This is a genomic window from Shewanella schlegeliana (genome assembly GCF_016765635.1).
Taxonomy (GTDB): Bacteria; Pseudomonadota; Gammaproteobacteria; order Enterobacterales; family Shewanellaceae; genus Shewanella; species Shewanella schlegeliana.
On record NZ_JAESVD010000007.1, the window covers coordinates 124,708 to 139,976 of the forward strand.

Sequence of the window (15,269 nt, forward strand, 5' to 3'; positions counted from 1 at the left end):
AGCGACTACCTTAACGACTAGTTGGCTACTACTAGATGACAGCTGACCTTTAATTAAAGCCAAAACTTTATCTATAAATTCATATAACTAAAAAATAATTTCATTCCAGCGTACAACCGTAAGCTCATGAAATTTTTACCGTAAACAATCAAATCCGAACAAAGCTCGTACAAAAATCCAAACAAGCGTTTAAATTTATCGTTTGAAAATTTGATCTATCGCTCATTTTATGACGTAATGTGAACCATACTTCTGGTCGGACGAGCACTTAATATGAGCATAAGAACACAATTTAGAAAAATATTGCCAACCATTTCCACCACAGAACAAGAAGCACTCGATGCCGGAGATGTGTGGTTAGAAGGTTCAATTTATCAAGGCGTTCCTGACTTTACCGCCCTTCGCGAGATCCCAGTAGCAAGCCTATCAAGTGATGAACAGGCCTTCCTCGATGGCCCTGTTGCCACCTTACTTGAGATGGTGGATGACTTTGAGATCCAGCAAAGTAAGCACCTTCCAGATAACATTCTTAATTACCTAAAAGAGAATAAATTCTTCTCGCTTATTATCCCAAAATCTTTCGGTGGCCTAGAGTTTAGCCCTTATGCCAACTCCACCATTGTGGCGACCATCGCCGCTAAAAGCTCCGCCGTTGCGGTAACCGTCATGGTGCCTAACTCACTTGGACCTGGTGAGCTTCTGATGCATTACGGCACCGCCGAACAGCAAGATTACTGGCTACCGCGTCTGGCTAACGGTCGTGAGATCCCCTGTTTTGCCCTCACAAGTCCTGAAGCTGGCTCTGACGCAGGCAGCATTCCAGATATCGGTATCGTCACCATGGGGGAATACCAAGGTGAGCAGGTGCTAGGGATGAATGTCACTTGGGATAAGCGTTACATCACGCTATCTTCTATCGCAACAGTATTGGGCCTCGCATTTAAAGTCGAAGATCCAAATGGTCTACTCGGTAGTAAAGAAGATTTAGGGATCACCTGTGCGCTCATTCCAAGATCGCACCCAGGCGTTCAGCTAGGTAATCGTCACGATCCTATGGGGATTCGTTTCTACAACGGTACCACTCGTGGTGAAAATGTGTTTATCCCTATGGACTTCATCATAGGCGGACAGAAAAATATTGGTCGCGGCTGGTCAATGCTCGTTGCCTGTCTCGGTGCTGGACGAGGGATCTCACTGCCCGCCCTAGGCGCATCGGTCAGTCAGGCCTCTTTCAAGTCTTCAGCTGAGTATGCCGCGGTACGTGAGCAGTTTGGTTTATCAATTGGTAAATTTGAAGGTATTCAAGAAAAGCTCGCCGATATTGCCGGTAAAACTTACCTACAAGAAGCGATGCGTGTACTGACCACTGAAGGTTTAGGTCTAGGCTTAAAGCCATCGGTGGTTACCGCTATCGCAAAATACCATATGACCGAGCTTGGCCGTAACATCCTCGAATCGGCGATGGATATTCAAGCGGGTAAGGCGATTCAGTGTGGCCCCCAAAATACCTTAGCCTCTGCTTATGTGGCGCAGCCGATTGCCATCACGGTTGAAGGCGCAAACATTCTCACCCGTAACCTGATGATTTTTGGTCAAGGTGTGATGCGTTGTCATCCACACTTGCAGAATATGGTTGAGACCATTCACTCAGACGACAAAGGTGCCGATAAAAAGTTTAACAGTATCTTGAGTAAAACCATCGGCTATAGCGTGGCTAATAGTCTACGTGGGTTTAAGCTTGGGCTACTGCCTTTTACCGCTGCGGCCAACTCAAATCTTGCAGAGGTTAAACCTTATGAGCAATCGGTGAATAAGCTTGCCTCAAAGCTTGCAGTCTATGCCGACTTCTCTCTATTAGTATTGGGTGGCAAGCTCAAGCAAGCAGAGATGCTCTCAGCCCGTTTAGGTGATGTCATGAGTTACCTGTATGCGGCAATGGCGTCTATCCGCTACTATGAGCAGAAGCTTAACACTGCCGAACGAGCAGAGGCCGCGCCCTACTTCCACTACGCCACGCGCTGGTCGTTATGTCAGGCAGAGAAAGCCTTATTGGAGTTCTTAGAAAACTTCCCATCGTCGGCAACACGCAAGTTTATGCGTCTAATCACAGTGACTTACTCACCGAAGATGCCAAAAATTAATGATGATCTCGTTCGTGAACTCGCTGAGCAAGCGCAGCTCAATACTGAGTTTAAGCAGAATCTGACTCACCTTGTTAAGCCTATTGCTGGCGACGGTAATGACATTAACGAGCAAGCTTATCTTGCTAAAATGGTGTGTTTACCCCTGCTTGCTAAGGTTAGAAAAGCCCTAAGAGCACGCACCTTTAAGGCGGGAGTGAAATTCTCGCTGACCTTAGATGCGGCGCTCGAAGCTAAGGTGATTAGCAGTGATGAGCACAAGCAGCTACAAGACTACAACCTTAAGCGCGAGCGTGCTATTCGAGTCGATGAGTTCGATTTTGACTTAAACCTAATTAGCGATAAGCCAGATTTAAAGATCGCTAACTAACTAGCCTTTTTCAGTCCCCAAAAGCCACCTCAGGGTGGCTTTTTTAGCTTCGAATGAAGCTGATTACATTTTTTGTTGGTGCTACCAAGTGGCCAGTTTGAACTTGTTACTTCATGGCTATCAATCGCCTCCAGCGAGTGCTGGACAGGATGTCCGAATGTCGTGATCACATGGTCAATGATGTTCCCTACATCATAATGACATTTCCCATATCCCTATGGGTCAGATGTGAAGGAACGGCGTATGTGCAGACACTGAATAATTGGCGTGCTCATTTAGATTGGCGTGTTTGATGCCTAACACGGAAATGCCCCAAAGTTGGTTAGCCTTCGAATGAAGGCTCATTACATTTACTCTTGAATTGGTGTTACCAAGTAGCGAGATCTGAATTGTCACTTCATGGTTATCAATCGCCTCCAGCGGGGTATGTGCGGACACTGCTGAAGCACGCCTCAAGTACGTCCGTGTAGGCTCAACGAAAACATCCCTGTTTTCGATGGCTTCAGCCGTATCTGCACTGGATAATTGGTGTACTTATTAGGTCATAGTGGTTTTCAATCAAGCTTAGATGAACTGTGTTTTTGCACGGTTATATCGTAATGGCTAGGGCTTTATTGCTTACTTTGTCCGGTGTAATGCGCGTTTTGCCGTTGGGTTATGTAGAAATAATGGTGAAAAACCATAAAGATGTAAGTGTGCATGATCATTTATCAGGGATAACAGGCAAGCAAAGTGCGCGAGCGCACTTTTACCAAAGGCGTATTGGATACAATTATTAATAATGACGTTTAATGCATTGTTATTATTTGAGTTTTATTGAATAATGCAGTGCGCGCTTTTCCAGCAATCATCGACAAAACGCGCGAGCGTCATATTAAAATGTTATAAGCCACTTAAATTTGGGAGTTTAATAAAAATATGGAAGTTATATTAATGATTGTAGGTGCAATTATTGGCGCCGTAATATCTTGGTCAATTGCACATAAATATCATAAAAAAGCTAGTGATGAGTTTCAAGTTCAGATTGATGCAATAACCTTACTTAATAAAGATTTAGCAAAGTCAGTGAGTGAGTTAATTGATGTTTCAAACTTCACAGCTGAGAAAGCTGAAATGATAGAAAAGCATGCAGTTGTTGGTACGACAGACGATCCTGATTATCCATATAAGTAGCATGTGGCTTATAACAAGCTAATAAATAAGGACAAATTACAGTTGGTTTTTGCTCCTTCGTCGCGTATTTTAACCAACTGAAATTTGCCCATTATTAGGGCGTTACCACATACCTGATTGCCATACTTTCCCTAATAAGAGTCATAACTTTAAGAGCTTTAACTCTAACAAGCTTTTGCCCAAAAACGAGCTAGGGCTATAGTCATAACTCTAAATTTTAAAGGTTGTGCTGCTCTAACCTAGTGCAGATACGGCCGTGACCGTCCATGACATGGACGTCATGGCCGAGCTTCCAAGGATGGACTTGCTGCGTGTCACGGCAGTGTCTGCACATACGGTCGTTCATTCACATCCTTGTGAACACGACATTTGCACATCCATATACTGCACCGGCCGCAGGCCATTGGAACCACTTTTGTTGCAAGACAACTCTTAGCGTAAATACCATCGAGGACTCCAATACTAGGGCGCCCGCTATGACGCCCAATCATCATAGCTATAACTATTATGTGACAAACTAGGGGGTGACAATATTAAACACCCCTTTTGGCTTATCGAGCGAAGAGAAGAAGCTGACCAGAGCCAACTTGCTTCCGTCAATCTCAAGTTCATCCGAAAACAACACCTCCTTCACTCCGGCTTTGCCTATGATGAGATCGACAAACAGCTCATGGCTGATGTTAAGCGTTGCGTTAGCACTAGCGGACTTAGGTGCAAGCTTATGGTGTAGCACTGCATTTTTAAGGCTTAATACGTAGTTTTTATCGAGATCGATAAAGTTAATATTAAGCTCAAACTCCTCACCAAAAACCTCTGGGCCAATCACCCGCGTTGCCATCGACTGCATAAAGTTATCGAGGGGTGATTGCAGTAAAATCTGTTTCATAGAGGCTAAATCAATCCCCACCTCAGGACTGCCGTGTCGCAGCTCATAGGCTGCAGTGAGGTATACATCTCGCCATGGCGCCGATTCGGCTTGATAGCCTAACTGATCATAGATCCTTGCCAGCAAGGCTTTTGCCTTATCGTTATCATCATCGCTAACCACCAGATGATTAATCAGCTCAGCAGCCCAGCGGTACTCCCCAGAGTCCACGGCCACTTGCGTTGCCGCCATAACCTTATCTGCGCCCCCCATGAGCTCTACATATTTAATAGCTGTGGCCGTGGCCGGCAGCGGGTCTAAGTTAACGGGGTTGGCGTCATACCAACCTAGATAGGCTTGATACACTGCCTTGGCATTGTGCTTGGCCGTTCCGTAATAGCCGCGCGATGCAAATGTGTTAGATAGCGCAGGTGGCATCTGGATCTGCTCGGCAATTTCTTCCGGCGTCAGACCTGCATTGAGCATTCGCACAGCTTGGTCGTGAATATATTTATAGGTGTCACGCTGCTTCTCCAAGAACTCATTGACTCTCTCTTGCCCCCAAATGGGCCAATGGTGGCTACCAAAATAGACTTTGGTATCTCGCTGGGCCGTTAGCGCCTCATCGATAGCCCGGCTCCAAGTCAAAGCATCTCTCACCTTCGCGCCTCGCAAGGTATAGAGATTGTGCATATTCTTCGAGACTAACTCGGCGCCGCAATAAGCTTGCTGCTCAGGCAGATAGAAGGTAAATTCTGCTGGCGCTTCTGAGCCTGACACGATTTGGAACTCGAATGGCACGCCATCTATTGTCATCTCAGTGTCTTGCTCGACTATCAAGGTCGGATTCAAGATCCCAAATTGACCAAATGCAGGTTCTTTACCTAGGCCCGAATCGATATGTCCCCGCTTTGATCGCGGTAACTGTTTACCATACATATACATGGCGCGGCGACTCATGGCAGTACCAGCCATCACGTTCTCGCTAGTCGCCTCATGCATAAAGCCTGCAGGGGCGATGATATCGACCTCCTCAGTGGGGGTCTCCCCCTCTGGAAACAAACCGAGTGCGCCGCCAAAGTGATCCATATGGCTGTGGGTGAAAACGATGGCAGAGATAGGCCTTGCTCCTAATCTCTTATTGAGAAAATCAAAGGCAACCTTTGCCGTTTCGGCTGTGGTAAGTGGGTCAACAATTATCCAACCGCTATCGCCCTCTATCACTGTCATATTGGCCAAATCAAAGCCACGTAGCTGATAGACACCCTTTGTCACTTCAAATAAGCCATCAATATTATTAAGGCTCGCTTGGCGCCAAAGGCTTGGATTGACACTGACTGGCGCATCCCCCTCAATAAAATCATAAGCGCTTCTATCCCAGACAATGCTGCCGTTTGCATCGAATACCTTCAATTCTGGCATTCTCGCGATAAAGCCGCGCTTGGCATCATCAAAGTCCTCAATATCATCGAAAGGAAGCTGAGATAATAGCCGTTGATTAGCTTCTATCGTGTGGGAGCTCGCGGCAGTGAAACCTGCGCTATCAGGCTTGTCTTTATAATTGGCCGACGCCTTAAACTCAGGTTGGCAGCCAGCCAGTAAAAGTGTCGTTAATCCCGCAAGCAGATAGGGTTGCAAAGCCTGTTTTGTCGTTATTGTTAGCATATGACCAGATCCGTTGGTTAATCCATACGGACAAGCTATTACATTAACGCAACATGGCGGTTATCATTTTTCGCCAACTATCCCCCTAAATTTTTGGCAAATCTCATTAGTTGAACTCTAGTGGTTTTTACGAACAGAACTGTTCACGATGCTTTTCACGGTACAGTGAAGGACTGCATCCCTGCCAAGAACGGAAAGATCGAGTGAAATTACTCAGGTTGCTATAGCCCAAAGTGTCGGACAGTAAGCTAATGGGCATATCGGTGTTAATGAGATAATGCAGCGCCAGCTCTTGGCGCTTAAGTTTGAGTAGCTCTCTAAAACCAGTCCCTTCATGTTGTAGGTAGCGACCTAAACTACGTTCGCTAATATTGTACATCTGAGCGATTTTCGCCGCCGTAGGCTCTTGGTTAAGCAAGGCCGCATGGATCCCTTGACTGGTTTTCTGCCGCCAACTCAATGCCTGCATATCAAGCAGATATTGGCGCACGGCCAGTTCATTGGACTCGGCCAATTGAGGATTTTTGGTCAGCGCAGTCCGCTCCAGCACACTTCTGTCCATCCACATACAGTTGTCAGTTGCATTCATCACCACAGGGCAGCCAAAACAGTCTTGCCATGCTTGATTTGATTTAGGCGCACTACGCATTAATTCAACCCTGCGCACAAAGTGTCGATGGCCAACCATCTGCTTACCCTGCTGCATCAAACTACTAAAGAAAGCATCGATTGCTAATTCGCTGATCTCGACCCCTTTTAGAGGGCTAATTGTAAACCCAAGCCATTGTGGCGTACGTTGCAAGCGGATCTGACCGCTGTTACTCACTAAGGCTGAATAATCGGGAAGTGCTTCAAAGGCTTGCGCTAATGAGTCGCTACTCATCAAAAGTTTTCCCAAAGAGTGAAAGTGCATAGGGAAAGCATACTGACCAACGGTTAGACCAAAGGCATCCGATGCTGACGCCTGCTCAGCCGCTTGCCAAAGCCGAGTCATTTTATCGATTTCGACTCTCTCCCCTGGCTGGGCCTGCAATGCATCAAGATCTAATCCAACTTGCTCAAATAACGCCTTAGGATCTATTTTACTAACACTTAATGCTCTTGCAATCGCCAGGGACCAAGCCGCAATCGTGGTGTAGCTAGTTGAGCTCAAGTTAGCTGGATCTATGTTAGCCGAGCTCAAACTAGCCGCCCAGCCGTAAAAGTAAAGGGGGAAAAATCAAGATCACAACGACTCACCATGACGACGGATATGACTGATAAGCCCATTTTGATTAAACTCTAAGCTAATCACGCTGAGGCGATCGATATCCAATGCCTGACTTTGACCTGCGGGTTTAATTTTGCCTTTTTCTAGCAGCTTTAATACTACGAGGTTAGGCCCGACCATCATCTGCTGTAGCTGCACCTGATTTTCTAAGCTTTGCAGTTTCATTTTCTCAATCAAGCGGGCACGTAACTTGGTTTTGTCGGCAGAAAAAGTCACCTTATAGTGGACATATTCATCGATAAAACTCTCTGATAATAGGCTAAGATAATACTCGATATCCTCAACGCTACTATCGAGCCTCTGCCTAGCATTCTTCGCCGCAACAAACTCCAGTCCTTTCTGCTTAAGCTCCGCCTCGCTCAAATGATCTAAAGCAAAGCTAGGCGCTGATAAAAAGAGACTGAAAAAGCAAACCGGTAACACCAAAATCAACAGGTTGCGCATACAATGTCCTTGTCGTTAGCGGCAGTTATTTGAACTGCACCTCTACGCCTGTATAAATTTAATACAGATTATCAGCTTTAATAGATAGCTGTCATCTGTAGCTGTCATCTGTAGCTGTTATCTGTAGCTGTTATCTAGGAATGGTGATGATAAAAAAGGCTCAAAGGAGATCCTTTGAGCCTTTAAAACGAGTCACGAACTTAAGTCATGTTAATAAAGCGATTAGTAACCGTAACGAGTCACTTCTGACCAGTTCTTATCGACCTCTTGTTTAATAAACTGCTGCTTATCTTCAGTCAGCTTATCAAGCTTAATTCCGACAGCGGCTTGGGCTGACTCTTTACTGCTAATATCAGGATAATCAACCTTAGTCACAGCGAACATCTTCAAGATTTCGGCTAACGATTCTCGAGCATAGTTAACCTGTTTAATCGACATATCGAGCAGTGCATGGCCCTCTTTCGGGTTGTGAGCATATAAACCATGGGACGCCATGGCAAAGTCCCAGCGCCACTGTGAGTGACGAATAGCCATAATGGCATCATTCATCAATGGCCAAGTAGCGCCCGCCTTCCACGCCGCAGCGGCCTCGTAATGAGCTTTAACTAACAAGCCTTCTACTTCTCGAGCCTTGGCATCAATTGCCGCCTTACTGTTTTCAAGAGACTTGATAATGGTTTTTTCGCTCTTATGGCAGTTTTGGCAAACCGAATCAAAATGATCCAGCGCTTTGCTCACCTTGTGGCTGGTAAAAGTATTGCCTTTATCGTCTGTCTCTTCAGGCATGTGGCAAGTAATACAGGTTACTCCTGCCTCGGCATGTTCGCTTTTCACCCAATGTTCAAACTCAGGGTGACGCGCCTTTAGGATCGGGGTTTTCGAGATAGGGTGGATCCACTCGTAGAAACGACGGGTATCATAGTACTTCTCGATATCGTCAACATTGTTACCAAAGATCCAAGGGATATTGACCTTATCACTGCGTTCCGGCTGGAAGTAGTAAGTCACATGGCACTGACCACAAACCTGCGCGCCTTGCATACTGGCGTCTTGCTTATCGAAAGGTAGGTGCACTTTGGCCATCGCATCTTGGGCGTGAGGGCGCGGTAAAGCCAGCTCCGCCTTACCATCCACATGACAGTCGGTGCAGTACACGACACTGTTTATCTCCGTCCCTAGGTCGGTAAAGTTCTTCCCAGAGAAGCCCTCTACACCTAGCTCTTTCATCAGCCTTGTAGCATCTGGGGTCTTACAGGTCCAGCAACTGGCCGATAACCCCTTTTCTCCCGCAGCTGGCGGCACACCTGTACGTAACGTGTGGGTCACATCAGCTACTGCAAAGTGGTGACCACGAGGACTGTTGTACTCTTTTGCAAATGACGAACCTGCCCATAAAATAATGGCCGCAGGGTAACTGGCAAGCATATCTTCACGCTCGGCTTGCTCTGAGGTCTCCTGCCAGCTCTCATACTGCACTGGAAACTTAGCCCTTAGCGCTTTATCGCGTTGCTGCTGCGCTTGGGCGCCTGCAGTCTGTGCATTGGCGTTTTCCTCTGCTTGCACACTCGTTATCGGCATTAGCAAGGCTAAAGATATCGACCCGGCAATTTTTATCAGATTTTTTACTGTCATTTATTTCTCTATCAACCTTATGTTCTTTTTACTGAGCTATTTCTTATCAACCCGTTTTCTTATCAATCAATTTTTCGTTTAAGCATGAAACCTATCCAGGTCTACCGTCGATACGCGGTTTAGAAAGTATCGAGGCGTAATTGAATACAAACATAGCAAAAGCTAACGACCAAAATCCCCCCGCGAGCCATAACCATAATTGGTACTGCTCTGGTGCGACAATCGGCATCACAGCGCGTAATATTGCCGCTATTGGTAGACAAGCAAAGGCTAACGCCATATTAGGGCCTTCATAAATATTGCGACTCGTATGGCCAAGGGAAACTCTGGAGATCATTGATAAGCATATCCCGGCTAACGAGCCTATGGCGAACAGGTGCAATAGATGGCGATAGGCCATGGCATCATCAATGCTCCAAGCCATAGCTAATAATGTTATTGGTAACAGCAAATATGAGACTTGCAGCGACCAAAGCATCGGCTCTTTTAGTGTCTTAAGAGGGTGCCACCGCGACCAACGCAGCAAATGTAATCCACCAGCAAGGTACAGTAACCCTTGCTCCACCTCTTTAGGCATCACCTGAGTAATCGCCTGCACAACTAAGGCCACCATAATAACGATTAAGCTTCTATCAAGCAGTGCGATAGGCTCAGGTTTAGTCTCCTTTATGCGAATGGCGGTAAAGAAGGGAATAACACGTCCACCGACTATAGTGATCAGCAGCCCTAACCACCATAACATCGACTGCCAAATTTGCTGACTCAGAGAAAAGTCTCTCTCACTCAAGGCGTAATAGCTTAAAAGATTAATCAGCATCGCCACAAATAACATGATGGGAAAGCCGATATTGTGCCACTGCTTAACCTTATAGATGCAGCGCCAAAGCTTAATGGCAGTCAAGCCTAAAAATAACGAGTCCAGCAGCGCGGGTAGCCACAGCGGAATAGACACTGGCAGCAATAGGGTCAATCTAGCCAATAACCAGCAAGCAAACGTCAGCGCCAAGGCCCAGCCTTTCATACCTGGCTGGTTCGTCCAGTTTTGAACCGCCGTGAGCAAAAAGCCACAGACGATTGCCAGCGCAAAGCCAAATAACATCTCATGGGGATGCCACCACAGCGGAACGACTTTTACCCAAAAGTCAGTCTGGAATAAACTGTATTGAGGATAGAACCAGGTGAGTAACCATAAAGGCACGAAGAGCATAGCAACACTTGCACCGCCTAAGAAGAAAGGCCTGAACCCTAAGCGAAAAATAGCGGGGATTTTTTCACTTGCAGCAGGATCGTCAATATTTAGCATAATTTTACCCCAACAAAACAAACATCTTAAATACAGCTTTAACTTTACGCTAGTTTATCTGCGCCCACTCGCGATAACAATCACTATCTGCTCTGATTATAGCTTCTGTGACTCATGTAGCTATCTAACTGTTTTAAAACTATATCTTTTTGAGTAGGTTCTTCTGATAACAGCATACATCTACTGGCACTAAGTGCAAACAATCATGCTAGATTGGGTTAGTCCGCCTCGTTCCCCCTGTCCCAGATGGCACTGGATAAATCTAGAAGAATTCTAACTCAAGTGGTGTATATAAGTCTGTCATGGCTAGTAAAACCAAGCCATCTAAATTCCCAAAAACAGTTAGCGCATCTTGCTGTCTATGCTAGATTAAATAGTAATCTGTTATGTCAACTGGCTGGATGAAAAATGACACTCGCTGCAAAAAAAATCCTCGTGCTCTATGCACATCCCTCCCAAGAACGCTCCGAAATCAATACCCCTCTATTTAAAGCGACCCAATTACAGCCAAACGTGACCGCGGTTGATCTCTATGGTGAATATCCCACCTTTAGGATCAACATAGACAAAGAACAACAAAGGCTCAGAGACCACGACATCGTGGTCTTTATGTTTCCACTGTATTGGTACTCCACTCCTGCCATTTTAAAGGAGTGGCAAGATCTCGTTTTAGAGTACAACTTCGCTTACGGGACTAAGGGTAAAACCCTATGCGGAAAGACCTTTCTGTGCGCCCTTAGCGCCGGAGGCAGTGAGTCTGCTTACCAACATGATGGCTATAATCACTTCACTTTAAGAGAGCTACTACGGCCCCTTGAGCAGATGGCCAACTTAACAGGCATGAGCTTCTTAGCTCCCTTTGCGCTATTTTGCGCCCGAAGCGCCTCCGAAGAGAATCGTGTGGACACTCATGTTCAAAAGTGGGTGAGAACACTCCGAGCACTCAGTGAAGACAGGTTGGATATCGAACTGGCGCAATCACTCGAAAAACTCAATGGCCACCTTGACCAGCTGATCCAGGATCACTAATTATGACAGCTTACTTTATTCAAGCTTTTATCTATTTATGCGCAGCCGTAATTGCGGTGCCCATCGCCAAACGACTCGGTCTGGGTTCAGTGCTGGGCTACTTAATGGCGGGGGTTGTGATAGGACCGATTATTGGTCTTGTGGGCGCTGAAACCAACACTTTGCAGCACTTTGCTGAATTTGGTGTGGTGATGATGCTATTTCTCGTAGGCCTCGAACTTGAGCCTAGAATGCTGTGGGATATGCGTAATAAGCTTATCGGCTTAGGTGGCCTGCAGGTGGGTCTATCTACCTTAGTCGTGATGGGCATCGCCCTAAGTTTCGACTACGGCTGGACTATTGCCCTGACAGTGGGGATGATTTTTTCGCTATCGTCGACCGCAATCGTATTGCAGACCTTTAATGAGAAAAACTTAACCAAGACAGAGGGAGGGAAAAATGCCTTCTCGGTGCTGCTGTTTCAAGATATCGCCGTGATCCCAATGCTGGCGTTTATTCCTTTGCTGGCTCTGCCTGAATTAGTTGAAAAAGCGCAATCTGTTGCCAGTAGTGCAGCCGAGCACCATGAGGAGCTGTCGTTAGTAGCGGGACTGCCGGGCTGGGCTTACGGTATTGTGGTCTTGATGGCTATTGCCAGCGTTGTGGTTGGCGGCCATTACTTAAGTCGCCCGCTATTTCGCTATGTTGCCAGCTCAGGGCTGAGAGAAATCTTCACCGCTACGGCACTGATGCTCGTTATCGGCATTGCTGCGCTTATGAGCCTTGTCGGCCTGTCTCCAGCACTAGGCACCTTCCTTGCGGGCGTTGTGCTCGCTAACAGTGAGTTTAGGCATGAACTTGAGTCCAATATCGAACCATTCAAGGGGCTATTACTCGGGCTATTTTTTATCACAGTGGGCGCAGGCATAAACTTTGATGTGCTTATCAGCAATATTGGCCCTGTAATGGCGATGACCGCAGGGATTATTCTGATCAAAGCCTTAGTATTACTGGCACTGGCCTTTATATTTAAGATCAGGGGCAGTGACCGCTGGCTATTTGCCTTGAGCCTAGCGCAAGCCGGTGAATTTGGCTTTGTACTACTTAGCTATACCGTGCAAAACCATGTTATCAGCACCGAACTCGCGCAGTTGCTGTCACTGGTTGTAGCCATCTCCATGTTCCTCACTCCAGGGCTATTTATCCTGTTTGATAAGGTGATATTACCTCGATATGAAAAAACAGAAAATACTCGCGAGCCTGATGATATCGATGAAAAAGGCACGGTGATTATTGCCGGGGTGGGCCGTTTTGGACAGATAGTTAACCGTCTGTTGGTAACCAATGGCGTGAAAACCGTGGTTCTTGACCATGAAGTTCAGCAGATCGAAAACCTAAGGAAAATTAACACTAAGAGCTATTACGGTGATGCCACCCAACCGGATCTACTCCATACCGCAGGTATTGAGCAGGCTAAGATGTTAGTGGTGGCGATCGATAACCCTGAGCGCGCCGTAGCCTTAGTCGAATATATCAAGCATACCCACCCCCATGTGATTGTGATGGCACGTGCATTTGACCGAAGACACCTCTATCGCCTACGTAATGCTGGAGCTGATTTTATGGTAAGTGAAACCTTCCATTCGGCGCTCAATCTAGGAAAGCATGCGCTGATAAGATTAGGTGTACATCCGTTCAAGGCAGAGCAGCAGCGGGCAACCTTTTATGAGACAGAAACAACCCATAAAGACACCCTATATGAAGCATGGAAACAGTTTACTGAAGACGATAAATACCTAGTGCATTACCGTGACATGTTTATTCAGCTTGAAGAAACTCTGAGTGCGGCAATGAAAGATGAGCGCTATCGTAGCTACTCGAAAGCGGAGCGAAGTTGGACCCCGCCACCCAAGGAAAATCATACCGAGTTTTCCAAGGCGGAAAGCGATTAGCGTTGCGAGTCATTGCAACGGCATAGCTATCAAACTATGCCGTTTTAAAGCCGAACATCTGCAATCTCAAACAGCAGGTTATAGGAAACAGTAATTAGAAATCTTTCATTCAAAAAAAGCCCTCGTTACCGCTTGGTAACGAGGGCTTATATCTATATGTCTGGTGACAAAAATTTTAGCTTTGGAGATTAGACTAAGTTCATCTCTTGAACTTTCTCATGTGCAATCTCAGGTGTCGTCACAACTGGCTTGGCATGTAAGTCTGCCTTCAGTTGGCCTTTACGATGCTTTAGTGCCGCATCGAGTTTTTTGGCTGCGTTGGTAATCGCTGGATACATAACGGGATCATTACCAGACGCGGAAATACGGCTTCCTTCATAATTGGTTCTAATTTCAACCTGGAATTCGCCATGCTCTTTAGAAATGATAATATCTAGGGCGATCAGGGTTGGAAAATGACTCTCTATCTTCGAAAACTTCTCTTGGACATGCTGTCTTACTACGTCTGTAACATCAACGTGGTGACCAGAAAGATTTATTTTCATAGGTTTTCCTTTTTACAATGACTTCTTACCTATTACATTTGAGGCTTTCGCTTTAAATTACAAGCTTTATTAAAAATAATTTATACAAAAACTTGAGGAAATCATTCTTAAAAATCGCTGCAGCCCAGTCTGTATAGGGGAAAGACATATTTTGTTATATTAATAGTTTTAATCAAGCAAACACTTAACCATGGTTAAAACATAAGCTAATAGTGGCATTCATAAGGATACGGTGCATTAGTAAACAGCAATCTAATCTCGTTGTTCCTCTACTAATTTAGACAAAAAAATTTGCTTTAGCTTGATTTTTATCACTCTTTGCTCAAATAAATTTAATTTTATTTTGATGTCTACTTCTAATCAGACACTTACAAGCAAAAATCATTACATTCACCAGGATGAAAATCACTCAGATTTAAGCAATCCTTACTTCCCTAGCACTCCTTGAGTAAACAACACATTTGAGAGCTATATCGCAGTTTGTTATCCAAACAACTAAACACGAATGAAAACAGTTCTCAATTGCATTTTTTAATGTAGAATGCCGTTATCTTTTTAGCTGCTTCAAACTTACAAGTTAAATTAGGTGTACCTAGAAGTGCAAACAACAAAAATAACCTTACCTAAAACACTGGACTCAAACAGACTAAAGATAGGCTTTCGCGTATTTTCCGCTATTTTTGCAGGTTACCTTTTAGCCGCCACAGTATCAGGTTTGCTTGCCGTAACCCTTCCCTTCTCGGCGATAGACAATGTATTAACGGCAATGATGCTATCGTTTGCAGTTTACGCTACAGCTGGGATATGGGCATTTAGTGTACGCAACCATTGGCGCGCATTGAGCGACCTACTTTTACTTAGTGGCCTTTTTTATCTGCTTGTTGTAGCGATAGGTTAAACA

The 15,269-nt window shown here is 45.5% G+C and carries 12 protein-coding genes; 5 read left to right on the top strand and 7 right to left on the bottom strand.

Going from position 1 to position 15,269, the window contains the following annotated elements; genetic code table 11:
- Positions 1 to 273: 273 nt before the first annotated feature.
- Together JMA39_RS13480 and JMA39_RS13485 are read left to right on the top strand one after the other, a co-directional pair.
- Entirely contained in the window at positions 274 to 2,511 is a 2,238-nt protein-coding gene (locus JMA39_RS13480) for an acyl-CoA dehydrogenase (RefSeq protein WP_202722388.1), read from the top strand.
- A gap of 918 nt (positions 2,512 to 3,429) precedes the next feature.
- The gene (locus tag JMA39_RS13485; RefSeq protein ID WP_202722389.1) at positions 3,430 to 3,684 is read left to right on the top strand and encodes a hypothetical protein; all 255 of its coding nucleotides are present in this window, start codon (positions 3,430 to 3,432) and stop codon (positions 3,682 to 3,684) included.
- 217 nt (positions 3,685 to 3,901) lie between these two features.
- Here JMA39_RS13485 and JMA39_RS21315 read toward each other — a convergent pair whose 3' ends face one another.
- From JMA39_RS21315 to JMA39_RS13510, 6 genes are all read right to left on the bottom strand, one after another.
- Positions 3,902 to 4,030 carry a hypothetical protein gene (locus tag JMA39_RS21315; RefSeq protein ID WP_269154447.1) on the bottom strand — a complete coding sequence of 43 codons (129 nt, stop codon included), beginning with the start codon at positions 4,028 to 4,030 and terminating at the stop codon, positions 3,902 to 3,904.
- Between the two features lie 171 nt (positions 4,031 to 4,201).
- Positions 4,202 to 6,214 (bottom strand): alkyl/aryl-sulfatase, encoded by a 2,013-nt coding sequence (locus JMA39_RS13490; RefSeq protein ID WP_202722390.1) that lies wholly within the window; start codon positions 6,212 to 6,214, stop codon positions 4,202 to 4,204.
- A 127-nt stretch (positions 6,215 to 6,341) separates the two neighbouring features.
- The gene (locus JMA39_RS13495; protein WP_202722391.1) at positions 6,342 to 7,397 is read right to left on the bottom strand and encodes an AraC family transcriptional regulator; all 1,056 of its coding nucleotides are present in this window, start codon (positions 7,395 to 7,397) and stop codon (positions 6,342 to 6,344) included.
- A 42-nt stretch (positions 7,398 to 7,439) separates the two neighbouring features.
- Positions 7,440 to 7,928 (bottom strand): hypothetical protein, encoded by a 489-nt coding sequence (locus tag JMA39_RS13500; protein ID WP_202722392.1) that lies wholly within the window; start codon positions 7,926 to 7,928, stop codon positions 7,440 to 7,442.
- 222 nt (positions 7,929 to 8,150) lie between these two features.
- A complete protein-coding gene (locus JMA39_RS13505) occupies positions 8,151 to 9,560 on the bottom strand; it encodes an ammonia-forming cytochrome c nitrite reductase subunit c552 (protein ID WP_202722393.1) in 1,410 nt (469 codons plus the stop codon).
- Positions 9,561 to 9,651: 91 nt separating this feature from the next.
- Complete coding sequence (locus JMA39_RS13510; RefSeq protein WP_202722394.1) at positions 9,652 to 10,863, bottom strand: NnrS family protein; 1,212 nt, start codon at positions 10,861 to 10,863, stop codon at positions 9,652 to 9,654.
- A gap of 408 nt (positions 10,864 to 11,271) precedes the next feature.
- Between JMA39_RS13510 and JMA39_RS13515 the strand changes: the two genes are divergently transcribed.
- A complete protein-coding gene (locus tag JMA39_RS13515) occupies positions 11,272 to 11,892 on the top strand; it encodes an NAD(P)H-dependent oxidoreductase (protein ID WP_202722395.1) in 621 nt (206 codons plus the stop codon).
- 2 nt (positions 11,893 to 11,894) lie between these two features.
- Positions 11,895 to 13,823, top strand: coding sequence for a monovalent cation:proton antiporter-2 (CPA2) family protein (locus JMA39_RS13520; RefSeq protein ID WP_202722396.1), 1,929 nt, complete (start codon positions 11,895 to 11,897; stop codon positions 13,821 to 13,823).
- Positions 13,824 to 14,011: 188 nt separating this feature from the next.
- Here JMA39_RS13520 and hpf read toward each other — a convergent pair whose 3' ends face one another.
- Entirely contained in the window at positions 14,012 to 14,368 is a 357-nt protein-coding gene (gene hpf, locus JMA39_RS13525) for a ribosome hibernation-promoting factor, HPF/YfiA family (protein WP_202722397.1), read from the bottom strand.
- Positions 14,369 to 14,966: 598 nt separating this feature from the next.
- On the opposite strand from hpf, the gene JMA39_RS13530 reads away from it, so the two are divergent.
- Positions 14,967 to 15,266 carry a hypothetical protein gene (locus JMA39_RS13530; RefSeq protein ID WP_202722398.1) on the top strand — a complete coding sequence of 100 codons (300 nt, stop codon included), beginning with the start codon at positions 14,967 to 14,969 and terminating at the stop codon, positions 15,264 to 15,266.
- Positions 15,267 to 15,269 lie beyond the last annotated feature (3 nt).